This is a genomic window from Streptomyces sp. CG 926 (assembly GCF_003148825.1).
GTDB lineage: Bacteria > Actinomycetota > Actinomycetes > Streptomycetales > Streptomycetaceae > Streptomyces.
In genome coordinates, this window is sequence record NZ_QGGZ01000013.1 from 142,309 (window position 1) to 167,784 (window position 25,476).

A 25,476-nucleotide genomic window follows, 5' to 3' on the forward strand; every position below is an offset into this window, starting at 1 on the left:
CTCTTCTTCTTGGTTGACGGTTGGACGGTCGGGTGGGTGATCAGAGTTCGAAGCGGTAGCCCATACCGGGTTCGGTGATCAGGTAGCGCGGGTGCGACGGGTCCGGTTCCAGTTTGCGCCGGAGCTGGGCCATGTAGACGCGCAGGTAGTTGGTGTTCTCCCCGTAGGTCGGGCCCCAGACCTCCAGCAGCAGTCGACTCTGGGTGATCAGCCGGCCCGGGTGGGTGATCAGGATCTCCAGCAGGTGCCACTCGGTCGGGGTCAGCCGCACCGTGCGCTCGCCTCGGTACACCTTCTTCGCGACCAGGTCGACCGTGAACTCGTCGGTCGTGACCACGGACACCTCGTCGGCCTGCGAGGAGCCGGCCGGCTCCTGTCTGCGGGCGGCTGCCCGCAGCCGCGCCAGGAGCTCGTCCATGCTGAAGGGTTTCGTCACGTAGTCATCGGCGCCCGCGTCCAAGGCTCGGATCTTGTCTTCCGAGGTGTGGCGGGCGGACAGCACCAGGATGGGCACGCGGCTCCAGCCGCGAACGCTCTTGATCACGTCGACGCCGTCCATGTCGGGCAGTCCGAGGTCGAGGACGATGACATCAGGCTTGCGCGCGGCAGCGAGCCGCAGTGCGGAGCCGCCGTCGGGAGCCTCCTCGACCTCGAATTTGCGCGCCTGGAGGTTGATCTTCAGCGCGCGGACGAGCTGGGGATCGTCCTCCACCACCAGCACCCGGGTCATTGGTGTGCAGCCTTTCCTTCGTTGAGAGCAAGACGGTAAGGAGCCGGCAGGGCGCGAGCATTCCGCGCCCTGCCGGCTCCCGATCCGTGCGATGGGGAACATCAGCTCTTGGTCAGTGCCTTGAGCGCGGTGTTGAGCTCGAGGACGTTCACGCGGGGTTCGCCCATGAAGCCGAGCGTCCGGCCGGAGGTGTGGTCGGCGACGAGCTTCTCGACCTGCTTGACATCGAGCTTGTTCTGCTCGGCGACCCGGTGGATCTGGAGCTTGGCGTACTCGGGGGAGATGTTCGGGTCGAGTCCGGAGCCGGAGGAGGTGACGGCGTCGGCCGGCACGTCCTGCGCCTTGACCTCGTACGTGGCCGTGGAGTTGTCCGCGATCACGGCGTCCTTGGCTTCGGTGACGAGCTTGACGAGGTCGGGGTTGTCCGCGGCCTTGTTGGTGGCGCCGGACAGGATCAGGGAGTACTGCGTGTTGACGCTGTTGCTGCCCAGGCCGTTGGAGGGGCGCGGCTGGAACCACTTCAGGTCCGGCTTGGCGGCCTCTTCGGCGTCGTCGGGGTTCTGCTTGGGCAGGTTGTAGGTCTGCCCGATGAGCGAGGAGCCGACGACGTTGCCGCTCTTGTCCTTGATCTCGGAGCCGTTGGCCTTGTCGTTGAAGAGGGCCTGGGCGATGCCGGTGACGGCGAGCGGGTAGATGACCCCGCAGATCACGGTCAGGACGAGCAGGGCTCGCAGGCCCGCCCCGATCAACCGCGCTGTGTTGCCTACAGAGTTGTTCATAGCCGATCAGCCGATTCCGGGGATGAGGGAGATGAGGAGGTCGATGAGCTTGATGCCGACGAACGGGGCGATCAGGCCGCCGAGTCCGTAGATGCCGATGTTGCGGCGGAGCATCTTGTCGGCGCTGGTCGGCTTGTACTGCACGCCCTTCAGGGCGAGCGGGACGAGCGCGATGATGATCAGCGCGTTGAAAATGACCGCGGACAGGATCGCGGACTCGGGGGAGGACAGGCCCATGATGTTGAGCTTGTCCAGGCCCGGGTAGACCACCGCGAACATGGCCGGAATGATCGCGAAGTACTTCGCGACGTCGTTGGCGATGGAGAACGTCGTCAGCGCGCCCCGCGTGATGAGGAGCTGCTTGCCGATCTCGACGATCTCGATGAGCTTGGTGGGGTTGGAGTCCAGGTCCACCATGTTCCCGGCCTCCTTCGCGGCCGAGGTACCGGTGTTCATGGCCACGCCGACGTCCGCCTGGGCCAGTGCCGGGGCGTCGTTGGTGCCGTCGCCGGTCATGGCGACGAGCTTGCCGCCGGCCTGCTCGCGCTTGATGAGGGCCATCTTGTCCTCGGGGGTGGCCTCGGCGAGGAAGTCGTCGACACCAGCCTCTTCGGCGATGGCCTTGGCGGTCAGCGGGTTGTCACCGGTGATCATGACGGTCTTGATGCCCATGCGGCGCAGCTCATCGAACCGCTCGCGCATGCCCTCCTTGACGACGTCCTTGAGGTGGATGACACCGAGGACGCGGGCACCCTTCCCGTCATTGACGGCTACCAGCAGCGGGGTGCCTCCGGCCTCGGAGATGCGGTTGGCCAGCAGGTCGGCGTCGTCGGAGACCTGGGCGCCTTGCTCCTTGACCCAGGTGATCACCGATCCGGCGGCGCCCTTGCGGGTCTTCCTGCCGTCCACGTCCACACCCGACATCCGCGTCTGGGCGGTGAAGGCGATCCACTCGGCCTGGTCGAGCTCGCCCTGGTGGCGCTCGCGCAGCCCGTACTTCTCCTTCGCCAGGACGACGATGGAGCGGCCCTCGGGGGTCTCGTCCGCGAGGGACGACAGCTGGGCGGCGTCCGCCAGCTCGGCTTCCGTCGTGCCCTTGACCGGGACGAACTCGGAGGCCTGGCGGTTGCCGAGGGTAATGGTGCCCGTCTTGTCGAGCAGGAGGGTGGAGACGTCACCCGCGGCTTCGACGGCCCGGCCGGACATGGCCAGGACGTTGCGCTGCACGAGGCGGTCCATGCCGGCGATGCCGATGGCCGACAGTAGTGCGCCGATCGTGGTCGGGATCAGGCACACCAGCAGGGCCGTCAGCACGATCATCGACTGCTCGGCACCCGCGTAGATCGCGAACGGCTGGAGCGTGACGACCGCCAGCAGGAAGACGATCGTGAGGGACGCGAGCAGGATGTTCAGCGCGATCTCGTTGGGCGTCTTCTGCCGGGCCGCGCCCTCGACCAGGGCGATCATGCGGTCGATGAACGTCTCGCCCGGCTTGGTCGTGATCTTGACGACGATCCGGTCCGAAAGGACCTTCGTACCGCCGGTCACCGCGCTACGGTCGCCGCCGGACTCCCGGATCACCGGTGCGGATTCGCCGGTGATGGCGGATTCGTCGACCGAGGCGACGCCTTCGACGACGTCTCCGTCGCCGGGGATGATGTCGCCGGCCTCGCAGACGACCAGGTCGCCGATCTTCAGCTCGGTGCCCGGGACCTGTTCCTCGCCCTTGCCATCTGTGGTCAGGCGGCGGGCGACGGAGTCGGTCTTGGCCTTGCGCAGGGTGTCGGCCTGGGCCTTGCCGCGGCCCTCGGCCACGGCCTCGGCCAGGTTCGCGAAGATCGTCGTCAGCCAGAGCCAGGCCGTGATGGCCCAGCCGAACCAGTCCGTCGGGTCCTTGATGGCCAGCACGGTCGTGACCACCGAACCGACGAGGACCACGAACATGACGGGCGACTTGATCATGACACGCGGGTCGAGCTTCTTCACCGCGTCGGGGAAGGACTTCAGCAGCTGCTTGGGGTCGAACAGGCCCCCGCCGACACGGCCGGCAGGCGGCTTGTGGCCGGTGGGCAGGTCCTCGTGCGGGGCACGGGTCGGAGTGGCGGTGCTCATGATGCGAGCCCTTCGGCGAGCGGTCCCAGCGCGAGGGCGGGGAAGTAGGTCAGTCCGGTGACGATGAGGATGGTGCCGACGAGCAGGCCGGTGTAGAGCGGCTTGTCGGTGCGGAGGGTGCCCGCGGTCTCGGGGACGGGCTTCTGCTCGGCGAGGGATCCGGCCAGCGCGAGGACGAAGACCATGGGCAGGAAGCGGCCGAGCAGCATGGCGATGCCGATCGTGGAGTTGTACCACTGGGTGTCGGCGTTGAGGCCCGCGAAGGCGGAGCCGTTGTTGTTGGCGCCGGAGGTGTAGGCGTAGAGGACCTCGGAGAAGCCGTGCGCGCCGGAGTTCAGCATCGAATGCGGCGGGGTGGGCAGCGCCATCGCTGCGGCGGTGAAGCACAGCACCAGGGCCGGGGTGATGAGGATGTAGCAGGCCGCGAACTTGATCTGGCGGGTGCCGATCTTCTTGCCCAGGTACTCGGGGGTGCGGCCGACCATCAGGCCGGCGATGAACACCGCGATGATCGCCATCACGAGCATGCCGTAGAGGCCGGAGCCGACGCCGCCGGGTGCGATCTCGCCGAGCTGCATGCCCAGCAGCTGGATGCCGCCGCCGAGACCGGTGTAGGAGGAGTGGAAGGAGTTGACCGCGCCGGTCGAGGTGAGCGTGGTGGCGACCGAGAAGATCGCGGACGCGCCGATGCCGAAGCGGGTCTCCTTGCCCTCCATCGCCCCGCCTGCGGCCTGGAGGGCCGGGCCGTGGTGCGAGAACTCGGTCCACATCATCAGGGCGGTGAAGCCGATCCAGATCGTGGCCATCGTGGCGAGGATCGCGTAGCCCTGGCGCAGGCTTCCGACCATGCGGCCGAAGGTGCGGGTGAGCGCGAACGGGATGACGAGGATCAGGAAGATCTCGAACAGGTTCGAGAACGGGGTGGGGTTCTCGAAGGGGTGGGCGGAGTTGGCGTTGAAGTAGCCGCCGCCGTTGGTGCCCAGCTCCTTGATGACCTCCTGCGAGGCGACCGCGCCGCCGTTCCACTGCTGCGTGCCGCCGAGGAACTGGCCGACCTCGTGGATGCCGGCGAAGTTCTGGATGGCGCCGCACGCGACCAGGACGATCGCGCCGATCACGGCGATGGGCAGCAGGATGCGGACGGTGCCGCGGACCAGGTCGGCCCAGAAGTTGCCGAGTTCTCCGGTGCGCGAGCGGGCGAAGCCCCGTACGAGGGCCACGGCGACGGCCATGCCGACGGCGGCGGAGACGAAGTTCTGCACCGCGAGGCCGCCGGTCTGGACGACGTGGCCCATGGCCTGCTCGCCGTAGTACGACTGCCAGTTGGTGTTCGCGACGAAGGAGGCGGCGGTGTTGAAGGCCTGGTCCGGGTCGATCGCGGAGAACCCGAGCGAGCCGGGCAGGATGCCCTGGGCGCGCTGGAGGGCGTAGAGGAAGAGCACGCTCACGGCGGAGAAGGCGAGGACGCCGCGGAGGTAGGCGGGCCAGCGCATCTCGGCCGAGGGATTGGCGCCGATCGCCTTGTAGATCCACTTCTCCGGGCGGTAGTGCTTCTCGGAGGAGTAGACCTTGGCCATGTAGTCGCCGAGGGGGCGGTAGGCGAGTGCGAGCGCGGCGATCAGTGCGAGGAGCTGGAGCACACCAGCGAGAACGGGACTCATCGGTGGCTAGAACCTCTCCGGCTTGACGAGGGCGAGGACGAGGTATCCGAGCAGGGCGACGGCCACGACGAGGCCGACGATGTTTTCGGCGTTCACAGCTTGGTCACCCCCCGGGCGATGAGAGCCACCAGCGCGAACACCGCGATCGTGGTGACGACGAAGGCCAGATCGGCCACCGTGAGCTCCTGGATGAAGAGGGAAGAAATGAATCGGCCAGATGGCCGATGACGAGATAACCGTGTCTTCATCCCGGCGTTAAGACACCTTGACGGGGTCCATACGGAGGCAAGGGAACCTTTAACGCCGCTCTTACGGGAAGCGCCTGAAAGGGACCGGTCAGGCCTGGTGGGACAGGCCGGCGGTGTCCAGGGCGGCGCCGGCCTGTGCGGCCAGCGCGACGGCCACGAAGCGGTCCTGCTCGGGGGGCAGCGGCCCGGGGTGGGGATCCAGCAGGAAGCGGCCGTAGTAGTGTCCGCCGCCGACGACCCGGAGTTCGGTCTCGCCGTCCGGCCAGTCGGCGTACTCCGTCACCCGGCCCGGACGGTCGTGCCACACGCCGCCGTCGTGTTCCAGACGGGGCAGGTTGCCCATCAGGGTTCCGTACTCGAAGCGGCAGCCGCGCAGCTCCAGCAGCCCGACGAGCTCCCTGCGCACGTACTCGACCACCGCTTCCGGCGAGCGGCCGTCCTCGGCCAGCCGGGCGGTTCCCTGGAGGCTCGTCATGTGGGCCGCGTCGCTGACCACGGTCCTCTGGAGCCGGCGGGCACGTACCGCCAGCTGCGAGACGATCAGGCCGACGACGAGCAGGAGAACCGCCGTCTCGACGTCCTCGCGGTCAGTGATCGCAAACCGTTGGTAGGGCTCGGTCAGGAAGAAGTCGAACCAGACGGCCGCCGACAGCGCGGCCACCACTCCGGCGATCCGCGTGCCGATGGCGGCGACCGCAACCACCGCGACGACGAGGATCAGGGCCGCGTTCGTCGCCGAAAGATCCGTACGGACGGGCACGAGCGCGAGCGCCACGAGGAAAGGGGCCACGAGCGCCGCGAGCAGGGCGGCAGCGTCGTGGAGTCGGTACCCGGACATGTGAGGTCTCCTGTCCGGACATGAGGAGATCGAATCAGAACTTTTCAGGCTTGATCAGCGCGAACACGAGGTAGGCGAGCAGAGCGAGGGCGACGAACAGCCCGACCACGTTCTCCGCATCCATCTGAACCTTCTCCCATTGCCGGGGGCGAGCGGTGTGATGCCCCTTTAAAGCCTGCCCCCGTCGGAGGTGCAGGCACCCACCGGTGCGAGGTCTTGACACACCTCATACGACTCTCCCGCCCGAGCATCAAGGGCGCGTGAAGACTGGCGTGGCGGTCGTATGGATAACGCCAAGAACACTGGCGATCCGGCCATGGCGCTCGGACGCTGTCCTCACTTTGGTCCAATGGAGGAACAGCGAAAGATGTCCATAGACATGGGAAAGCAGAGCGCGGCAGGTCAGGCTCCGGGCACGGAGGAACCTCCTGATACCGGTGTACGGACACCGGCGGACGGCGACCGCCACCGGCTGACCGCCCTCCAGGGACTGGCCGCGCTCTCCCTGGACGCGATGGCGTCCGTGGCGTACGGGCCGGAGTCGATCGTGCTGGTCCTGGCCGCGGCCGGTGCCTACGGCATGGGCTTCACCCTCCCCGTCACCCTGGCGATCGCAGCGCTGCTGGCGGTGCTGGTGGCCTCGTACCGGCAGGTGATCGCCGCGTTCCCGGACGGCGGTGGCTCGTACGCGGTCGCCAAACGCCATCTGGGCTGGCGGACGAGCCTGGTCGCGGCGGCCTCGCTGATCCTGGACTACGTGCTGAACGTCGCCGTGTCCGTCACGGCCGGTGTGGCCGCCCTGACCTCCGCCTTCCCGGAGCTGTACGGGGAACGGGTGTGGATCTGCCTGGGCATCCTGGTGCTGGTGACCGCGGTGAACCTGCGCGGGGTCGTGGAGTCCGCCAAGGCGTTCCTCGTGCCCACCGCCGTCTTCGTCGGGTCGATCCTCGCGATGGTCGTCGTCGGGCTCTTCCGTGACGGCCCCGTCAGCACCGCGTCCGCTGCCGGGCATGCATCGGCCCTCGGCGAGGGCGCCACCACCGTGGGCGCGCTCCTGCTGCTGAAGGCCTTCGCCGCCGGCTGTTCTGCCCTGACAGGAGTCGAGGCGGTCGCCAACGCCGTGCCGTCCTTCCGCGCCCCGGCCGCCCGCCGGGCCCAGCGCACCGAGGTCGCCCTCGGCGCCCTCCTGGGCGTGATGCTGATCGGCCTCTCCATCCTTATCGGGCGCTTCCACCTCCAGCCGGTCGAGGGCGTCACCGTTCTCGCGCAGCTCGCGGACGCCTCCTTCGGGCACAACGCCGCCTTCTACGTGGTCCAGTTCGCCACGATGGTGCTGCTGGCGCTGGCCGCGAACACCTCCTTCGGCGGCCTGCCCGTGCTGATGAGCCTGCTGGCCCGTGACAATCACCTGCCCCACGTATTCGCCCTCAAGGCCGACCGTCAGGTCCACCGCCACGGCGTGGTCTGGCTGGCGCTGGTCTCCGCCCTCCTGCTCGTCTTCTCCGGCGGCGACACCAACACCCTCGTCCCGCTCTTCGCCATCGGCGTCTTCATCGGCTTCACCATCTGCCAGGTGGGCATGGTCCGGCACTGGTGCGGGGAGCGGCCGCGTGGCTGGCAGGCCAAGGCGGCGCTCAACGGCTTCGGAGCCCTCCTGACCGGAGTCTCGGCCGTCGTCGTCACCGCCACCAAGTTCACCGAGGGCGCCTGGCTGATCGTCGTCGCGCTGCCGCTGCTCGTCCTCGGTTTCGAGAAGGTCCACCGCGCGTACGCCGAGATCGGCGAACGCCTGGAGCTCGGCCGGATCCCGCGGGCTCCGCAGCGGTCCCGCTCCGTGGTCGTGGTCCCCGTCTCCGGTCTGTCACGCCTGACCAGCCAGGCCCTCACCGCCGCCCGCTCACTCGGCGACGAGGTCCTCGCCGTGACCGTCACCCATCCGTCCTCCGAGGACCGTGATGCCGCCGAAGCCCTCCGGCGTGACTGGGAGTTGTGGAAGCCCGGCGTCGAACTGATCGAGCTCTCCTCGGAAACCCGCTCGCTCGGCCGCCCCTTGTCGGCGTACGTGCGGAAGCTGGCGCAGACCCACCAGGACGCGCAGGTGACCGTCCTGATCCCGGAGACCGAACCCGCCCGCCTCTGGCAGCGGCTGCTCCAGAACCAGCGCGGCTCGGTCGTCGCCCACGCCGTCCGCCGCGACACCGACGCCGTGATCTGTCGGCTGCGCTTCCGCATCACGGCCGAGGCGCGTTGACGCCCCTCTGACGGGGGTTTGACGGGTCCCGTGCGCCCGCCGTCAAGGAGGTGCCAATTCCCGTGCTCGGATGGGCGCTTGAGGTGAGACGGGCAGTAGTTTCCTGCCTGTTGCGCCGCCGGGGACCTCGCAAACACTCACATGACGGCCGAGGGGGTCCATGGAGGAAGTCCCCGGCGGCGACACCCCCTCCCGCGCTCTGGCCACGAGCTGCCAGGGCTGCCACCTCGAACCCATCCAGAAGGTCGCTTCATGCCTCCCGCCGCCGCGCAGCACGTTCCTCCGGGTCTCGGGACACCTCCGCGGACCCCGACCACCCGACCGTCGCGGAAACGCTCCGGCCAGGTGAACGTCGTGGACCCCGAGCTCCTCGCCGCCTCCGCACGGGAGGCCGTGGGCAAGCTGCATCCCCGCGAACTCGTGAAGAAGCCGGTGCTGTTCGTCGTCGCCGTCGGATCCGCTCTGACCACGCTCTCGGCGCTCATCCACCCGTCCGTCTTCACCTGGGTGATCAGTGTCTGGCTCTGGCTGACGGTCCTGTTCGCCAACCTCGCCGAGGCCGTGGCCGAGGGCCGGGGCCGGGCTCAGGCCGAGTCGCTGAGGAAGGCGCGTACGGACACGGTCGCGGTGCGACTGAACCACTGGACGTACGGGGCGAACCTGCACCGTGCCGAGACGGAGGTGGTCGCGCCGGCCGAGCTCCAGCCCTTCGATTTCGTGCTCGTCGGGGCCGGAGAACTGATACCGGCAGACGGTGACGTGGTCGACGGGGCCGCGATGGTGGACGAGTCGGCCGTCACCGGCGAATCGGCGCCCGTACTACGGGAATCGGGCGGTGACCGGTCCGGGGTGACCGGCGGCACGACAGTGCTGTCCGACTCGATCGTCGTACGTGTCACCTCACGTCCGGGCAACAGCTTCATCGACCGGATGATCGCCCTCGTCGAGGGCGCCACCCGGCAGAAGACCCCGAACGAGATCGCGCTGAACATCCTGCTGGCGGCCCTGACGGTCATCTTCATCCTGGTGGTCGTCGCCATCCAGCCGATGGCCGCCTACGCGCATGCCGCGCAGTCCACAACGGTCCTGGTCGCCCTCCTCGTCACCCTGATCCCCACCACGATCGGCGCCCTCCTGTCGGCGATCGGCATCGCGGGCATGGACCGGCTCGTCCAGCGCAACGTCATCGCCATGAGTGGACGCGCCGTCGAGGCGGCCGGAGACGTGAACACCCTCCTCCTCGACAAGACCGGCACCATCACCCTCGGCAACCGCGAGGCCGCGGCCTTCATCCCCCTGCCCGGCGTGGACCACATCAAGCTGGCGGACGCCGCCCAGCTGTCCTCGCTCGCAGACGAGACGCCCGAGGGCCGATCCGTCGTGGCCCTTGCCCAGCAGTACGGACTGCAACCGGCCACCGCCGAGGACCTCAGCAACCCGCGGTTCACCGAGTTCAGCGCCCGGACCCGGATGAGCGGCGTCAACCTGAGCTGGGACAACGGTGCCGGCTGCGCCATCCGCAAGGGCGCGGTGGCGCAGGTCTGCGACTGGGTGGCGATGCGCGGCGGCACCGTACCGGCGGAAGCGGTGGCCTGGTCGGCAACCGTGTCGGAGTCCGGAGGCACGCCCCTGCTGGTCGCGGTCCACGACTGGGACGGGCCGAGGGTGCTCGGGATCATCCACCTCAAGGACGTGGTCAAGGAGGGGATCCGGGAGCGGTTCGAGGAGCTGCGCCAGATGGGGATCCGCACGGTCATGGTGACCGGCGACAACGAGCTGACGGCCCGCGCCATCGCGTCCGAGGCGGGGGTCGACGACTACCTGGCGGAAGCCACCCCCGAGGACAAGCTGGCCCTCATCAAGCGGGAACAGGCCGGCGGCAAGCTCGTCGCCATGACCGGCGACGGCACCAACGACGCCCCCGCCCTCGCCCAGGCCGACGTAGGCGTCGCCATGAACACCGGCACCTCGGCCGCGAAGGAAGCCGGGAACATGGTCGACCTGGACTCCAACCCCACCAAACTCATCGACATCGTCGAGATCGGGAAGCAGCTCCTCATCACCCGAGGCGCCCTGACCACCTTCTCCATCACCAATGACGTCGCCAAGTACTTCGCGATCATCCCCGCGATGTTCGCCTCGGCCTACCCGGGCCTCGAAGCCCTCAACATCATGGGACTGAGCAGCCCCCGGTCCGCGATCACCTCGGCGATCATCTTCAACGCGCTGATCATCGTCGCCCTCATCCCGCTCGCCCTGCGCGGTGTCCGCTACAAGCCCGCCTCCGCGCACGACCTGCTGCGCCGCAACCTCGGCGTGTACGGCCTGGGCGGGCTCGTCCTGCCGTTCGTCGGGATCAAGCTCATCGACCTACTGGTCTCCCTCATCCCCGGCATGGGATGAGTTCCGGGACGCCTCCCCCTTCGTTGCTATTCCGTCTTGCTAAGTACCGGTAGTCAGCGTTACGGTGTACCGGTAGTCAACGACGCTTAATAGCTCAGGGGGGAGGCGTTCCATGTCCAAACTGCTGACCGAGATGCTCAAGGGCACGCTGGAGGGCATCATCCTCGCGTCCCTGGCCGGCAGGCCCGCCTACGGGTACGAGATCACGGCACGCCTGAGGGAACAGGGCTTCTCCGACATCGCCGAGGGGACCGTCTACGCGCTGCTCATCAGGATGGAGAAGCGTGGTCTCGTCGACGTGGAGAAGGTCGCCTCGGAGAAGGGGCCACCGCGCAAGGTGCACTCTCTCAACGCCCAGGGGCGGGAATACCTCGAAGAGTTCTGGGGGACGTGGAGCTTCCTCGCGGAACGACTGGAACAGCTCCGCGAAGGGGAGGGCGGGTAGGCATGTCCGACGTCGAGAAGAGCGGGATCATCGCGAAGGTGATCGGGCCCAAGATGCGGTGGAGGGCGTACAAGGCGCGCGTCAAGGAGCTGCCCGGGAGCCACCGCACGGCGGTCGAGGCCATTGAGCGGCACCTGATGCACTTCGTGCCGGTCGACGCCGACAGCAACGCGGCGATGTTCGAAGACCTCGTCGAGCTGTTCGAGCAGGCCGCGGCGGACGGCACGTCGATCCGCGAGATCGTCGGGGAGGACCCGGTGGAGTTCACCGAGACCTTCGCGCAGAACTACTCGGACGGAGGCTACGTCCCCGCCCGTGCGCGCAAGCGACTCACCGAGGACATCGAGCACGCCGCAGTCGAGGCGGAAGGGGCGGTCTGACGGCGACAGCACGCACACGAGCTCCGTGCCGGCATGGTTTCGCAGGATCTAAAGGATCCAAGGGGGGATTCACGGTGGGACAAGGCAACAACGGCTTATCCGAAGCAGGACTGCGCAGACTGAGCGAGGTGCTGCGACGGCATGTGGAGTCCGGGAAGATCCCCGGACTCGTCGCCCTGGTGAGCCGGGGCGAGGAGACCCACGTCGAAGTGATCGGGACGATGCGCCACGACGGCGGCCCGCCGATGCGCCGGGACACGATCTTCCGGATGGCCTCGACGACCAAGCCGGTCGCGTCCGCCGCGGCGATGGTCCTGCTCGACGAGTGCCGCATACGACTGGACGACCCGGTGGACCGGTGGCTGCCCGAGCTCGCCGACCGGCAGGTCATGAAGAAGGCGGACGGCCCCCTGGATGACATGGTGCCGGCGCGGCGCCCGATCACCGTGCGGGACCTGCTCACCTCCACGCTCGGGCTCGGGCTGGACATGACCGCGCCGACCTCCCCGATCATGGGAGCGTTCTTCGAGCGGGGGGTGTACGGCCAGGAGGACGGCTGGCTGCTGCCGGCACCGGAGCCGGACGAATGGATGCGCCGCCTGGGCACGCTCCCGCTGATGCACCAGCCCGGCGAGCGGTGGCTGTACAACGTGGGCGACGACGTCCTCGGGGTGCTCGTGGCCAGGGTCACCGGCCAGTCGTTCGAGGCATTCCTGCGCGAGCGAGTCTTCGAGCCACTGGGGATGAAGGACACCGGCTTCCACGTACCCGCCGACAAGATCGACCGGCTGCCGCCCCTGTACGCTCCCGATCCGCAGACAGGCGAGTTCGTCGTGGCGGACGCGGCCGAAGGGGGACACCACAGCCGGCCTCCCGCGTTCCAGTCGGGCGGCGGCGGCCTCGACTCCACCGTCGACGACTACCACGCTTACTTCCGGATGCTGCTGGGCCACGGGACGCACGGCGACCGGCGGATCCTGTCGCGGCCCGCCGTCGAGCTCATGACGACCAACCGCCTCTTCGCCGCGCAGCTGGCCGACAGGGAAGGGCGCGCCCGCGACCTCGTACACCTGTCACACGGCCAGGGGCAGCACGGAGGCTGGGGCTTCGGGATGGCGGTGCGCACGTATCGCGGCGACTACGCGCCCATCGGCCAGTTCGGCTGGGACGGCGGAACGGGCACCACCACGTACGCCGACCCGGCCAACGGGCTCGTCGGCATCCTCCTCACCCAGACCGGGATGTCCACTCCTGATTCGGCGCGGGCCATCAACGACTTCTGGACCACCCTCTACCGGGCAATCGACGATTGACCTGTCGACCTGGTCGAGGTCGCCCCGGCACATCTCTACGGAAGGCCTCGACCAGGTTCGCATCTTCGCCCTCTCCACGTGCCCTCACCCGACGTGCGGGTTCCGCCTCCAAGCGTGAGCGCGTTCGCTACGCCACCGGGCGGAAAGGCGTTAAGGGGGCGTCAGGATTCCGTCAGGCGAGGCTATAGACGTATTGGCTGAGTTCTCGCTGCGTACGCTGGCCCAGCCGTCGACTCCGATGGCCGAATCCATGCCGTACGACAGGAGCGCCCGACGATGGCCACCCCTGCCCGCTCCTCGCGCCTGCGCGCGTGGATGCTGGAAGGCTTGACCGCCGAGAACAGTTCGCCCGCCGCCAAGGAGGCGGCGGCCCAGCCGCACGGCCGGCCGTGGTGGCGAGTCATGTGCCTGACTGGCCTCGACTACTTCTCCACCCTCGGCTACCAGCCCGGCATCGCATTCTTGGCGGCCGGTCTGCTCTCGCCGCTGGCGACGATCGTGCTCGTCCTGCTGACCCTCTTCGGGGCGCTGCCCGTCTACCGGCGAGTGGCCGAGGAGAGCCCGCACGGCGAGGGCTCGATCGCCATGCTGGAGAAGCTCCTCTCCTTCTGGAAGGGCAAGCTGTTCGTCCTGACCTTGCTCGGGTTCGCGGCCACCGACTTCCTCATCACCATCACCCTCTCCGCTGCTGACGCGACCGCGCACATGGTGGAGAACCCGCACCTCACCAGTACCCTGCACGGCCACGAGGTACTGATCACCCTGATCCTGATCGCGCTGCTCGGCGGCGTGTTCTTGAAGGGGTTCAGCGAGGCCATCGGCGTCGCCGTGGTCCTGGTGGCCACCTATCTCGCCCTCAACGTCGTCGTCGTGGCGGTCGGGCTGTGGAACGTGTTCACGGAGCCGCAGGTCATCACCGACTGGACGACCGCCCTGACCACCGAGCACGGCAACCCCTTCATGATGATCGCCATCGCACTCGTGGTGTTCCCGAAGCTCGCGCTCGGCCTCTCCGGCTTCGAGACCGGTGTTGCCGTCATGCCGCACGTCGCGGGCGACCCCTCGGACACCGAGGAGAAGCCCGCCGGGCGGATCCGCGGTGCCAAGAAGCTGCTGACCACGGCGGCCGTGATCATGAGTATCTTCCTGATCTGCTCCAGCCTGATCACGACCCTGCTGATCCCGGCCGCCCAGTTCGAGCCCGGCGGCGAAGCCAACGGCCGTGCCCTGGCGTACCTGGCCCACGAGTACCTGGGCTCCGCCTTCGGCACCGTCTACGACATCTCGACCATCTGCATCCTCTGGTTCGCGGGCGCCTCCGCGATGGCCGGCCTGCTGAACCTGATGCCGCGCTACCTGCCCCGCTACGGCATGGCCCCGCACTGGGCCAGAGCCCTGCGACCGATGGTCATCGTGTTCACCCTCGTCGCGTTCCTGGTCACCTGGATCTTCAACGCCGACGTCGACGCCCAGGGCGGCGCGTACGCCACCGGTGTCCTGGTCCTGATCACCTCGGCGGCCGTCGCCGTGACCATCGCCGCCCGGCGGGCCGGGGAGCGGGGCTGGACCATCGGCTTCGGGATCATCTCGGCGGTGTTCATCTACACCACCGCGGTCAACGTCGTTGAACGCCCGGACGGTGTGAAGATCGGCGCCTGCTTCATCGGCGGCATCATGGCGCTCTCCCTCCTCTCGCGCCTGGCCCGTGTGTTCGAGCTGCGCGTCACGCACATCGAGTTCGACGACATGGCGCAGCGGTTCATCCGCGACACCGCCAACCGCACGATCCGGTTCATCGCCAACGAGCCCGACAACCGGGACCTGGAGGAGTACCGGCAGAAGAAGGCGCAGATCCGCGCGGACAATGACATCCCGGCCGACGACGACGTGATGTTCGTCGAGGTCACCGTCCTGGACGCCTCCGAGTTCGAGTCCGGGATGCGCGTGCGCGGCGAGGTCCTGCACGGCCGCTACCGGGTCCTGACCCTGGAGAGCTCCAGCATCCCCAACGCCCTGGCCGCGCTGCTCCTGCACGTCCGCGACGAGACTGGCCAGCGGCCGCACATCTACTTCGAGTGGACCGAGGGCAACCCGATGGCCAACTTCTTCCGGTTCTTCCTCTTCGGCCAGGGCGAAGTCGCCCCGGTCACCCGCGAGGTCATTCGCGAAGCCGAACCGGACCGCTCCCGCCGCCCCCACGTGCACGCCGGCTGACGGGCGGCGTAAGGAAGACGGCAGGAATCCCGCTGGACCGTCGCCCAGGCGACCGTCCAGCGGGATTCTGGCTTCTGTGACCCCTCGCTCGCGCCCGGACCACGAAATCCGCCGGACCGTAGTCGTCCTCGGGGCGGCCGGCCTGACCGTCATCGCCACCGGAGCCGTCCTCGACACCCTGTGGCTGCTCGGGCTCGGGGTCTGGGGCGTCATCGCCGCGATGGTGATCGAGCTGGTGTACCAGCCGTAGACGGGGACTCCACGGCTGGGTCGGTGAGCCGGCCTCACCCGCCGATGTCCCGCAGGCGGAGGTCCTCCAGAGTCTCGCGCCGGACCAGGAGCCGGACGGTGCCCCCGTGGACCGCGACCACGGGCGGCCGCCCCACCATGTTGTAACCGGATGCCATGGACACCTGGTAGGCCCCGGCCACCGGCACGGCGATCAGGTCGCCGGGCCGGATGTCGCCGGGCAGTTCCACCCCGGCGGCGAGTACGTCACCGGCCTCGCAGTGCCGGCCGACGACCGTGGTCGTACGCGGCGAGGCCGTGGAGGCGCGGCCGATCAGCCGGGGTGCGTAGCGGACCCCGTAGAGGGCGGGCCGGGGGTTGTCGCTCATCCCGCCGTCGACGGCGACGAACACCGTGTCCCCGGTGTGCTTGACGGCCAGCACCCGGTACACGGCCACCCCCGCCGGCCCCACGACGGCGCGGCCCGGCTCGATGGCCAGCCGCGGGACCGGCATCCCGGCTGCCGCACAGGCCTCGATCAGCTCACCGCGCAGCTTGCGGGCGAGCGCGGTGATGTCCAGGGCCGGTTCGCCCGGCCGGTAGGCGATGCCGTGGCCACCGCCCAGGTCGAGCTCGGGCAGTACCCGGCCGTGCGCGTCGCGGATACGGGCCATCAGTCCGACCATGCGGCGCAGGGCGGTGAGGTAGGGCTTGACCTCGGTGATCTGGGAGCCGATGTGGCAGTGCAGCCCGGTCAGTTCCAGTTGGGGCTGGGCCAGGATGCGGGCGACCGCGTGGAGTGCGGATCCGTCGGTGAGGGACAGCCCGAACTTCTGGCCGTCCGTGCCCGTGCGGATCTTGTCGTGGCCGCCGGCGGAGATGCCGGGCACCACCCGCACCATCACCTTCTGGCGGCCTTCGAGTCCGACGGCGGCGGCGATGCGGGCGATCTCCGACGGGCTGTCGATGACGATCCTGCCGACCCCGAGCCGTAGTGCGCTCTCGAGGTCGCGGGGTGACTTCGCGTTGCCGTGGAGCACGATCCGCTCGGGCGGGAAGCCCGCCGTGACGGCCAGTTCCAGCTCTCCGGCCGAGCAGACGTCGAGGCCGATCCCCTCCTCCTGGACCCAGCGCACCATGGCGCGGGAGAGGAAGGCCTTGGCCGCGTAGAGGACCTCGGCCTCGGGGAACGCGTCCCGGTACGTCCGGCAGCGCTCGCGTACCTCCCCCTCGTCAAGGACGTAGACGGGAGTGGCGAACCGCTCCGCCACCTCGGCGAGGTCCACCCCGCCGACGGTCAGACCGCCGTGGGGGAGTCGGGCCGTGGACGCGGGCCAGACGGAGAGGTCGTCGGTGCCGGCGTCCGGCGTGGGTATGACCGCGGTGGTCATCGTGTGCTCTCCCTCTCTCAGGCGGCCGGGGCCGAGGAGACGTGCCTCGGAGCCGGGACGGGCGCGTGTCCGGTCGTGGCGGAGCCTGCGGTGGGGGAGCCCGCGGCGGCGGATCCGGTGACCGCGGGAGCGGTGAACGTCGGGTCGATCGTCAGCAGGCCCGCTCCCAGGGGCTCGGCCATCGCCCGCAGCGCAGGTTCGGAGAGCCGGATCCACCGCTGCTCGGCGCCGAGCGTGGCGACCAGCCGGTCCGCGGTGGTGAATCCGACGGCGGTGCGTGCGCCCAGCGGGGTGCGGAACATCCGCAGGACCACCTCCGCTGTTCCCGGCCGGACGGGGACGTAGAGGAGTCCGGCCGGGGTTCGTTCCTCGGGCTCGGGGTCGTCGTCGTACTGGAACAGGCACATGGGGCCCTCCTCGTGGAGCCGTGTACGGAAGCTGGTGCGTGCCCCGGATGCGGGGAGGCGGTCCGGGGGCGGCTCTCGGAAGCTATCCCCGCTTCGGCACCTTTGTGGCCTGCCCCTGATGGGATCTTGACGACGAACGACGCAGTTCATACGGATCGCTGACGAGAGGAGGCGGGTGTGTCATCAACGCGTCAGTATCGCGGCCGGCTGCGTCAGAGGACCGTCAGCGGACCTACCCCGTGGTCCGTCCGTGCCGTTGGATGAGTCACCCGAACGGAGGAGCAAAGGAGCGGCGCGTGCCGAGGGCTACGACGGCCCTCCGATTCCGTCCCCCGAGCTCCCGCCGACGCACCTGAAGCCCAGGGGAAGGGTGCGTTGAACTGCTATTTGTGTGGGGCGAGGGTCGGGTGCGGCTCTCGCTCCCGACCTTCCGGTTTTGACTTCGCAGGGGAGGTCGCCGGCGACGGTGCGAGAGCCTCCAATGCCGCCGGCCGGGTCTCACGTGTTGCAGGCTGTCACCAAGTTTGGTCGAACGAATGCTGACCTTTTGCTGACTCTACTGACTAGTAGCTAGATCTGGCTGCCAGTCAGGCAAGCTCTCTTGCCTGTGAAGGGCAGTGGTGGCCGCCGCTGCGCCGCCGGACTCCTACGGTCGTGACTTCGGAACCAGCCGGGTGTGCGATGCCTGGATGAAGTGGGCGTGGCGGATCTTGTGCACAAGTGACAACCCCTCGCCCGTCAGGTCCTCTCCGTCGAGCTGTGACGGAACGCCGTGTGCACGCCGGAGATCTACGGTTCTGAGGCGATCGGACGCTCGCGCGGGGTGGCCTCTCTGAGATCGTGTGACCGCGTCCACGGGTCCTGCACCCCATCGGTGTATGGGCCGTCAGGAGAGGGCGCCGCCCATGGACTGCCGCTGCGGGGTGCCGAGGCTGGTGGGACCGTACCGGTCCCGGGGATGCTGGAAAGAGACTACGAGGAGGTCGAGGGGCCGTGTGGTCGGGCGGTGTGGTGGATGCCGGTGAGGGTGTAGTCGAGGAGGGGGCGCCAGTCGAGCCCGGGGACGGCGGCGACGCCGGCGAGGGCTGTCATGAGGGTGACGACGTCGCCAGTGGTATAGGTGGGTGGGAGGGTGCCGGCCTGGATGCCGGTGGCGATGACCTCGTCAAGGAGTGTGAGCAGTCCGCCGGGGCCTTGGCCGTCGGTCAGGAGCTCAAGGACGGTGGCGCAGCCGACGTCCAGCAGGAGGCGGTCGGCAACGCAGGACTCGGCGTAGGACCGGACGAGTCGGGCGAAGGCGTCCCAAGGGCCGAGGTCGGCGTGGGCGAGTTCGGCACGGGCCGCGACCGCCCAGCCGGCGAGGCGGTCGGTGACCAAGGCGGCGATCAGGCCGTCCCGGGAGCCGAACCGCCGGTAGACGGTCCCGACACCAACCCCGGCAGCCCGGGCTACGTCCTCGATCTGCGCGGTCGGGCCCAAGGTGGTGAAGACCTGCCCGGCGGCGGCCATGACGCGTTCGTGGTTGCGGCGGGCGTCTTTGCGGACCGGGGCGGCCGAAGGCGAGGGGGGCGGGGTCGTAGGCATGCTTCCACCCTATCGAAACGGAATAACATTCCGGTTCCGTTTGACGGGGCGGCTTGCCCTCGTTACCGTGATCCAAGGAACCGGAAACGGAATCCCCTTCCGTTTCCGGTTCCGGCTTTGGGGCTGCGGTCTGCCGGCCCCACCCGACGAACGGACCTCTATGCGTGCCATGCTCATCGACCCCACCATGAAGGGCCCCACCAAGTTCCACCTCGGTCAGGTCCCCGACCCGGTCCCGACCGCCGGCAAGGTCCTCGTCGAGGTCAAGGCCGTACCGCTGAGCGCCTGGGAACGTGCGTTCGTCACCCTCGACGATCCGGCCGCGCTCGCGAAGAAGACCCGCAAGAAGAAGGTCAACCTCGGACTGGAGTTCTCCGGCGTGATCGCCTCGGACGGCGTTCGGTTTCGCAAGGGCGACAGGGTGATCGGCAGCACCCACTTCGTCAAGGACGAGAAATGCCTGTCCGAATACGTGGCCGCCGACGAGGATCATCTCGCCCCCATCCCCGACGACCTCGACTTCGTCCAGGCCGCCGCCCTGCCCATCGGGGCCCAGACCGCCCTGACCGCGATGGACAAGGCCGGGCTCAAGGGTGGCAGCCGCGTCCTGGTCGTCGGCGCCACCGGCGGCGTCGGTGTCTACGGCGTTCAGATCGCCGCCGCCGCAGGTGCGGAAGTCACCGGCATCGGCGGACGCACCCACCATGCCCGGCTGCGCGAGCTGGGTGCCGCCCACACCCACTACTACGGTGACACCGCTGTCGCCGATCTCCCCGATGCCTTCGACATCGTCTTCGACCTGTCGGGCACCCTCCGATTCACCGGGGTGCGCCGCAAGCTCACCCCACGCGGCAGCTTCGTCACCTCCAACCCGGACAAGGACCCTCGTGGCCTGGCCATCGCCAACTTCACCCGCCGGACAGCCCCCTTCCTCTTCGTCCCCCACACCACCACCGCCCAGCTCACGCGCATCCTCGACTTGCTCCGAAACGGCCGCATCCGCCCTGTCGTCCACGAGGTCTTCGACATTGCGGACCACCACGCCGCCTTTGCCGGCCTTACCGCCCGCGAACAGTACGGACGCACCGTCATCCGTCTGTGAACCCGCGGCCCCTGAATTCAGCCGCCCGGTAACACCCTGATGTTCCGGCCGAAGAAACCTCATCTCAGAAGGGTTGAACCCTGAGAGGGCTGTCAATGGAACGGCTCTGTCCGAGAGGGGTGGTACCGGAGTATGGGGCTGTCCCATGAAGATGTGGGGCAGAGGAACAGCAAGCCATCGGAGTCCCTGTCGGGGAACTCGGTGGAGCCTGATGGTGACCGCGCAGTGGTGGCCGTCTGCGCGCCGGGAACCGGGGTTTCGGGGGCGGCCTGGTCGGCCGAGCTCCGTGCCGACGGGAACAGATCGGTGCGCGCTGCGACGTTCGACGCGAAGGCGGCCCACGAGTTGGAGTCACAGGCCGACCGTCCCCCGGGGTGGCCGGGGCGGGCGTTCCGGCCGTCGCACGGCAGGGGCTCTCTCGGTGCTGCACTGGCGCCTCCTGGTCTGTCGTTGCTGTGGTGGAGAACGCGCAGGCCCTGAACGGTCCCGCGAGTTTGCCGATCCTTTACCCGAGTTGTGTCCGGGCGGACCGGTCAGCGCACGGGCCGGGCTCCGGTTTCCACGAACGGCCGCGATCTGCCCTTCGCCCTTACGGTGCAGGACGCCTCCCACCATGGCCGAAGTCGGATCGGCGCAGGGTTCCATCGGTCGTCTGCCTGGCCCGGCTGGTTCCGGTTCGCCTGGCGTGCCGCTGATGGCCCGTTTGCTCGCGGACCCCAACAGCGTGCACACTTGCGCGAATTCCGGCGAGGCGCAGCGTCGCTCCCCCCACTCCAGCCATGTCCGGTACCCATCGCGCAGGTCGCCCAAGAGTCATCGGGAGCAAGGGTTGAGTACATCGGGAACTGCCCGTGAGCAGGACCTACACAGCCTCAGCGACGCACAGTTGTGCGCACTGTTGCGCGGGCGCGGCTCGGCGTCCGATGCTGAGGTCAGCACCGTGATGGGCGAAGTGTTCGCCCGTCATCATTCCGCCGTGCTCGCCTACGCCCGCACGTGCTGTCGGGATCTGTCCACCGCGCATGACCTCGCGGCCGAGGCCTTCGCCCGTACCTACCGGGCGGTCGCCTGGGGGACGGGGCCCGAGTACGCCTGGCGGCCGTACCTGCTGACCTGCGTGCGCCGGGTGGCGGCCGACTGGATGCGCCGCGGCGCCCGGACGCAGCTGTCGGACGACTTCGAGCAATGGGCCGCAGACCTTGCCGATGGCCAGAACGTCGAAGAGGCGGTCCTGTCTGCCGAGGAGGGATCGCTGGTGTTGCGGGCGTACCAATCCCTGCCGGAGCGCTGGCAGGCCGTGCTGTGGCACGCGGTCGTCGAACACGAGCCCGCAGCCGAAACCGCCCGCCGACTCGGGATATCGGCAGGAGGCGTCGGCTCACTGGCCGCGCGCGCTCGGGAAGGCCTGCGCGAGGCGTACCTCCGCGCCCACCTGGACCAGGCTGTCGGTGAGGAGTGCCGGTACTACGGGGGCCTGCTCGCCGCCTCGCTCCGCCGGCCCGGCAAGCGCGTCACCCAGGATCTGCGCCGGCATGTGCGGGCGTGCGCCGACTGCACCCGGGCCGAGCACGATCTGCGGAACGTCAACCGCTGCCTGGGCGTAATGCTGGCGGCCGGAGTCCTGCTGTGGAGCCCCGCCTCGATCTTGTCGTCCTTCGGCGGCCAGGGCGCTCTGGCAGCGGGCCATCTGGGTGGGGTCAAGTTGGCCGCGGCACAGTTCGGTGCCGTGAAGTGGTCCCTGACGGCAGCGGTCGTCGCAGGTGCGACGATGACCGCGTTCGCCTTCCTGCCGGCCGACAGCAGGCCCGAGCAGGCCATACCCGCTCCGGCAGCCGCGAGCCCCGGTCCGTCCCCCGCCGCGGAGCCGGGCTCCGGCCCTCCTGCCTCGCCGACACCGAGCGAATCCGCCACCCCGGAGGTGTCTACCCCTGCCACCGCCGCGCCGACCGCCATCGTCCTCGCGTCCGCCCCAGCCCCGGCCCCGTCCCGGATCGGGACCAAGGGTCTTCCCCTGGTCAACACCGCCTCGGGTTTGTGCGTCGGCCTGGCCGGCAGCGGGTCCGACGGACCGCTGCAGCTCCAGCAGTGCACCGGAAGTCCTTCCCAGGGCTGGCAGCCCCTGCCGGCCGGCAAGGACATCTACCAGCTCCGTCACACGGGCACCGATACCTGCCTCGACGGAACCACCGCCGGCGCCACCTACGTCGCCGTCACCCTTCGCACCTGCCAGGCCGGCGCGGACCGTGACGCGCAGCTGTGGAGATTCGAGCCGGACGCCCAACCCGGCGCGTTCCGGATCTGGTTCGTACCGCAGGTCCCGAACAGTGACTACGCTGCCCATCTGCTGGGCCCGGACGACTGGTCGAAGCCCGGCCCCCCTCGCCAGGGCCTGCGCATGGTGCACCTGCCCAACTACTACGGCTCCGCCAACTTCCTCTTCACCCTGGGATAGGGCCGCCGTACGCGTACGGCGTTCAAGACCGGAGCGACCTGCTGATCCTGCCCAGAAGCATCAGGGGTCAGAAACAGGCTGAGGAGTCGAAATAACGGCGTGCCACCGTCGTTTTCGTCGGGCCTCAGCCGGGAGAGCAAGCAGCCTGGGCTGCATGGCTGAACTTCCGTCAGCAAACTAACGACACGCAGGGCTTTATTTCCATGCAATAACAGCTTCAGTGAGGATCTGGGCCATTCATGCGGAATGCAAGCAGCTTTCTTTGTTGTTTATGATGAGGCGTAGTCGTGGGATAGCGGATAACGGTCGGGCGTCCTTGGGCACATTCCTGTTTGCCTGAATTTATCCGCCATTTACCCCTGGAAACCTTTCGGCCAACTCTCTCCTTCCGAACTGAGAATCTTCGAGGCACGCATGACCAACAGATTCAGCGAGAGGCGTGCGCAGCGGCGCGCGTCGGACAATCGCCCGGGGCGTCACCGGCGCAGCGCCAAAGGGCTGACGGCTGCTGCCGTCGTCCTTTCGTTGGCAGCGGCCGGCGTCGGTGTCGGCGTGGTGATGACGCCGGAGGTCTCGGCCACCACAGCGCCGGTGTCATTCACCGCGGACAATCTGCCGACCTGGCAGACCAACGGCATCGTGTGGGCGTTGGCCCAGGTGAACGGGACCGTGTTCGCGGGCGGCACCTTCTCCGAGCTCCGCCCGCCGACCGGCGCGGCCGACTCCCCGCGGGAAGCGGTGAACTTCGCGGCACTGAACGCCGTGACGGGCAAACCCACCTCGTGCCGCCTCTCCTTCACCGCGAGCAGCACCACCGCGACCGTGCGCTCCCTCGTCGTCTCGAAGGACAAGAAGACCCTCTACGCCGCCGGCCGGTTCGGCGCCGTCAACGGCGTCCCGGTCTCCAACGTCGCCGCGATCGACATAGCAGGCTGCACCCCGAAGAAGGACTTCCGCCCCGGCTTCTCGGCCACCGTTCGCGCGCTCGCCATTTCCGACACCACGCTGTACGCCGCCGGCGACTTCAGCGCCGTGCAGGGCGTGCCCCGCCAGAAGTTCGCCGCGGTCAACGCCACCACCGGCGAGCTCAGGCCCTTCACCGCCGACGCCGACGAAACGGGCCGGGCCGTCGAGCTCACCCCCGACGGCAAGAACGTGCTGCTCGGCGGAGATTTCTTCACGCTCAACGGCGCGAGCAGCCACGCCCTCGCCGTGGCGGACGCGACCACCGGTGCCGTGAAGAAGACGTACAACTCCTTCCACCCCCTCTCGACCGTCATGGACATCGCCACCGACGCCACCGGCTTCTACACGGGCAACCAGGGCAACGGCGGCGGCGTGTTCGACGGGCGCGCCGCGTTCAACCTGACCAACTTCAGCGAGACGTGGCGCGACCGCTGCCTCGGCGCGACGCAGAACGTGCTGCCGTACGAGGGTGCGCTCTACATCTCGTCCCACGCGCACAACTGCGCCACCGAGGGGGAGTTCCCCGACGACGGCAAGCGCCGCTACCTGATGGCACAGCCCACCCAGTACAAGGGCGCCGCACCGGCTGCGGTGGACGGCTTCGTACCCGGCCCGCGCAAACTCGGCTGGTTCCCCGCCACCAACGGCGGCATCGGCGAGGGCGTCGGCCCGCGCGTCATGGCCGTCGCGGGCGATGGCGACACGAAGTACATGTGGGTCGGCGGCGAGTTCACCACCGTCAACGGCAAGCCCCAGCAGGGCCTGACCCGCTTCGGGTCCACCGGCGACGTCGGCGCGCCGACCACCCCGGTCGCCGGCGCCGCCAGCATCAAGCCCGGCGAGGTCCAGGTTCGCTGGCGGACCAGCTTCGACCCCGACGACAGCAAGCTGACCTACCGGATCTACCGCAACGGCGCGACCACGCCCGTACAGACGCTCACCGCGGACTCCGTGGAGTTCGAGCGCCGGCAGGCCTCCTGGACCGACACCACGGTCACGGCCGGCCAGACCTACACGTACCGCGTCACAGCGACCGATGGCGCCGGGAACACGAGCGCCAAGTCGGCCACCGTCTCCGTGACGGTCCCGACCTCCGCGCAGGCCTACCCGAACCAGGTCCGTGCCGACGGCGCCCAGCTGTACTGGCGCTATGACGACACCGTCAGCCCGTACGTGGCCGACTCCTCGATCGACGGCAACACCAGCGGCGTCCAGGTGAACGCCCCGGCCCTGCGCCAGACGCCCGGCGCGGTGAGCGGCTCCAGCACCGCCATGGGCTTCAACGGCACCAACCAGCAGGTGTACAGCGACCACCGCCAGACCGTCGGCAGCTCCTACAGCCTGGAGACGTGGTTCAAAACCGGCACCACGCGCGGCGGCAAGCTGATCGGTTTCGGCAGCAGCACCACATATCTCAGCAACGAGTACGACATGCACCTCTACATGACCGACGGCGGTCGCCTGACGTTCGGGACGTGGCTCGGCTCGGCCCAGACCATCACCACCCCAGGGTCCGAGGCGTACAACGACAACCGCTGGCACCACGTCGTCACCACGCAGGGCCCAGCCGGCATGGCGCTGTACGTCGACGGCCAGCTCAAGGCCACGTCGAGCGTCTCCGCCCACGCGCAGTACACGGGCTACTGGCACGTCGGAGGCGACAACCTCGGCGGGTGGCCCAGCCGCCCGACGAGCGACCTGTTCGCCGGTCAGATCGACGAGACGGCCGTATACCCGAAGGTGCTCACCGCCGCCCAGGTCAAGAACCACTACGGCCTGGCGACGACTCCCTGACCGCAACGCCGGTCCGACCTGCCAGGCGTGACGACGCGCAGAGCCACCGATCCCGACGACGAGCAGCGGCCGACACATGCAACAACGAGCGGCATCGCGGACGCACAATCTCGTCGAGGTGGCTGCGAACGCCAGGCCCCCAGGCCAAGTGGATCCCTGCGCACCTTCCCCACCTCGT

General features: G+C 68.8%; 21 protein-coding genes. 10 read left to right on the plus strand and 11 right to left on the minus strand.

All coding sequences use genetic code 11. The features are described from left to right. Window positions 1-40: 40 nt before the first annotated feature. The 8 genes from BCL76_RS30900 to kdpF (BCL76_RS30930) all read right to left on the minus strand — a co-directional run bounded on the left by BCL76_RS30900 (window position 41) and on the right by kdpF (BCL76_RS30930) (window position 6,492). On the minus strand, window positions 41-730 hold the full coding sequence (locus BCL76_RS30900) for a response regulator (protein ID WP_109782650.1): 690 nt from the start codon (window positions 728-730) through the stop codon (window positions 41-43). A gap of 101 nt (window positions 731-831) precedes the next feature. Continuing rightward, window positions 832-1,509 (minus strand): potassium-transporting ATPase subunit C, encoded by a 678-nt coding sequence (locus BCL76_RS30905; protein ID WP_109782651.1) that lies wholly within the window; start codon window positions 1,507-1,509, stop codon window positions 832-834. A 6-nt stretch (window positions 1,510-1,515) separates the two neighbouring features. After that, window positions 1,516-3,621 (minus strand): potassium-transporting ATPase subunit KdpB, encoded by a 2,106-nt coding sequence (kdpB, locus tag BCL76_RS30910; RefSeq protein WP_109782652.1) that lies wholly within the window; start codon window positions 3,619-3,621, stop codon window positions 1,516-1,518. Next, window positions 3,618-5,282 carry a potassium-transporting ATPase subunit KdpA gene (gene kdpA / locus BCL76_RS30915; RefSeq protein ID WP_109782653.1) on the minus strand — a complete coding sequence of 555 codons (1,665 nt, stop codon included), beginning with the start codon at window positions 5,280-5,282 and terminating at the stop codon, window positions 3,618-3,620. Before kdpA ends, kdpB (BCL76_RS30910) begins: the two co-directional genes overlap by 4 nt. A gap of 6 nt (window positions 5,283-5,288) precedes the next feature. Beyond that, window positions 5,289-5,378: a K(+)-transporting ATPase subunit F gene (gene kdpF, locus BCL76_RS30920; RefSeq protein ID WP_037884112.1), complete on the minus strand. Its 90-nt coding sequence runs from the start codon at window positions 5,376-5,378 to the stop codon at window positions 5,289-5,291. After that, a complete protein-coding gene (locus BCL76_RS39190; RefSeq protein WP_167347250.1) occupies window positions 5,375-5,530 on the minus strand; it encodes a hypothetical protein in 156 nt (51 codons plus the stop codon). Before BCL76_RS39190 ends, kdpF (BCL76_RS30920) begins: the two co-directional genes overlap by 4 nt. An 88-nt stretch (window positions 5,531-5,618) precedes the next feature. Beyond that, window positions 5,619-6,368 (minus strand): DUF4118 domain-containing protein, encoded by a 750-nt coding sequence (locus tag BCL76_RS30925; protein ID WP_109782654.1) that lies wholly within the window; start codon window positions 6,366-6,368, stop codon window positions 5,619-5,621. 34 nt (window positions 6,369-6,402) lie between these two features. Beyond that, window positions 6,403-6,492 (minus strand): K(+)-transporting ATPase subunit F, encoded by a 90-nt coding sequence (kdpF, locus tag BCL76_RS30930; protein ID WP_109782655.1) that lies wholly within the window; start codon window positions 6,490-6,492, stop codon window positions 6,403-6,405. Window positions 6,493-6,735: 243 nt separating this feature from the next. Here kdpF (BCL76_RS30930) and BCL76_RS30935 point away from each other — a divergent pair, with 243 nt between their 5' ends. The 7 genes from BCL76_RS30935 (at window position 6,736) to BCL76_RS39195 (ending at window position 15,624) form a co-directional block, all read left to right on the plus strand. Next, the gene (locus BCL76_RS30935; RefSeq protein ID WP_109782656.1) at window positions 6,736-8,619 is read left to right on the plus strand and encodes an APC family permease; all 1,884 of its coding nucleotides are present in this window, start codon (window positions 6,736-6,738) and stop codon (window positions 8,617-8,619) included. A 252-nt stretch (window positions 8,620-8,871) separates the two neighbouring features. Further along, entirely contained in the window at window positions 8,872-11,022 is a 2,151-nt protein-coding gene (gene kdpB / locus BCL76_RS30940; protein ID WP_109782657.1) for a potassium-transporting ATPase subunit KdpB, read from the plus strand. Window positions 11,023-11,134: 112 nt separating this feature from the next. Further along, entirely contained in the window at window positions 11,135-11,467 is a 333-nt protein-coding gene (locus BCL76_RS30945; RefSeq protein ID WP_109782658.1) for a PadR family transcriptional regulator, read from the plus strand. Between the two features lie 2 nt (window positions 11,468-11,469). Continuing rightward, window positions 11,470-11,847: a DUF1048 domain-containing protein gene (locus BCL76_RS30950; RefSeq protein WP_109782659.1), complete on the plus strand. Its 378-nt coding sequence runs from the start codon at window positions 11,470-11,472 to the stop codon at window positions 11,845-11,847. A gap of 74 nt (window positions 11,848-11,921) precedes the next feature. Further along, window positions 11,922-13,160 (plus strand): serine hydrolase domain-containing protein, encoded by a 1,239-nt coding sequence (locus BCL76_RS30955; protein WP_109782660.1) that lies wholly within the window; start codon window positions 11,922-11,924, stop codon window positions 13,158-13,160. 276 nt (window positions 13,161-13,436) lie between these two features. Beyond that, window positions 13,437-15,374 carry an APC family permease gene (locus BCL76_RS30960; RefSeq protein WP_109782661.1) on the plus strand — a complete coding sequence of 646 codons (1,938 nt, stop codon included), beginning with the start codon at window positions 13,437-13,439 and terminating at the stop codon, window positions 15,372-15,374. 76 nt (window positions 15,375-15,450) lie between these two features. Further along, window positions 15,451-15,624: a hypothetical protein gene (locus BCL76_RS39195; RefSeq protein WP_181382806.1), complete on the plus strand. Its 174-nt coding sequence runs from the start codon at window positions 15,451-15,453 to the stop codon at window positions 15,622-15,624. Between the two features lie 34 nt (window positions 15,625-15,658). Here BCL76_RS39195 and lysA read toward each other — a convergent pair whose 3' ends face one another. The 3 genes from lysA to BCL76_RS30975 all read right to left on the minus strand — a co-directional run bounded on the left by lysA (window position 15,659) and on the right by BCL76_RS30975 (window position 18,984). Further along, entirely contained in the window at window positions 15,659-16,993 is a 1,335-nt protein-coding gene (gene lysA, locus BCL76_RS30965) for a diaminopimelate decarboxylase (RefSeq protein WP_109782662.1), read from the minus strand. Between the two features lie 17 nt (window positions 16,994-17,010). Next, the gene (locus BCL76_RS30970; RefSeq protein ID WP_109782663.1) at window positions 17,011-17,400 is read right to left on the minus strand and encodes an SAV_915 family protein; all 390 of its coding nucleotides are present in this window, start codon (window positions 17,398-17,400) and stop codon (window positions 17,011-17,013) included. Window positions 17,401-18,372: 972 nt separating this feature from the next. Continuing rightward, window positions 18,373-18,984 (minus strand): TetR/AcrR family transcriptional regulator, encoded by a 612-nt coding sequence (locus BCL76_RS30975; protein WP_109782664.1) that lies wholly within the window; start codon window positions 18,982-18,984, stop codon window positions 18,373-18,375. Between the two features lie 169 nt (window positions 18,985-19,153). Here BCL76_RS30975 and BCL76_RS30980 point away from each other — a divergent pair, with 169 nt between their 5' ends. The 3 genes from BCL76_RS30980 to BCL76_RS30990 all read left to right on the plus strand — a co-directional run bounded on the left by BCL76_RS30980 (window position 19,154) and on the right by BCL76_RS30990 (window position 25,298). Then, complete coding sequence (locus tag BCL76_RS30980; RefSeq protein WP_146228453.1) at window positions 19,154-20,086, plus strand: zinc-binding dehydrogenase; 933 nt, start codon at window positions 19,154-19,156, stop codon at window positions 20,084-20,086. 943 nt (window positions 20,087-21,029) lie between these two features. Continuing rightward, window positions 21,030-22,538, plus strand: coding sequence for a sigma-70 family RNA polymerase sigma factor (locus tag BCL76_RS39200; RefSeq protein WP_258309991.1), 1,509 nt, complete (start codon window positions 21,030-21,032; stop codon window positions 22,536-22,538). Window positions 22,539-23,096: 558 nt separating this feature from the next. Then, complete coding sequence (locus BCL76_RS30990) at window positions 23,097-25,298, plus strand: LamG-like jellyroll fold domain-containing protein (protein WP_258309997.1); 2,202 nt, start codon at window positions 23,097-23,099, stop codon at window positions 25,296-25,298. Window positions 25,299-25,476: the final 178 nt, after the last annotated feature.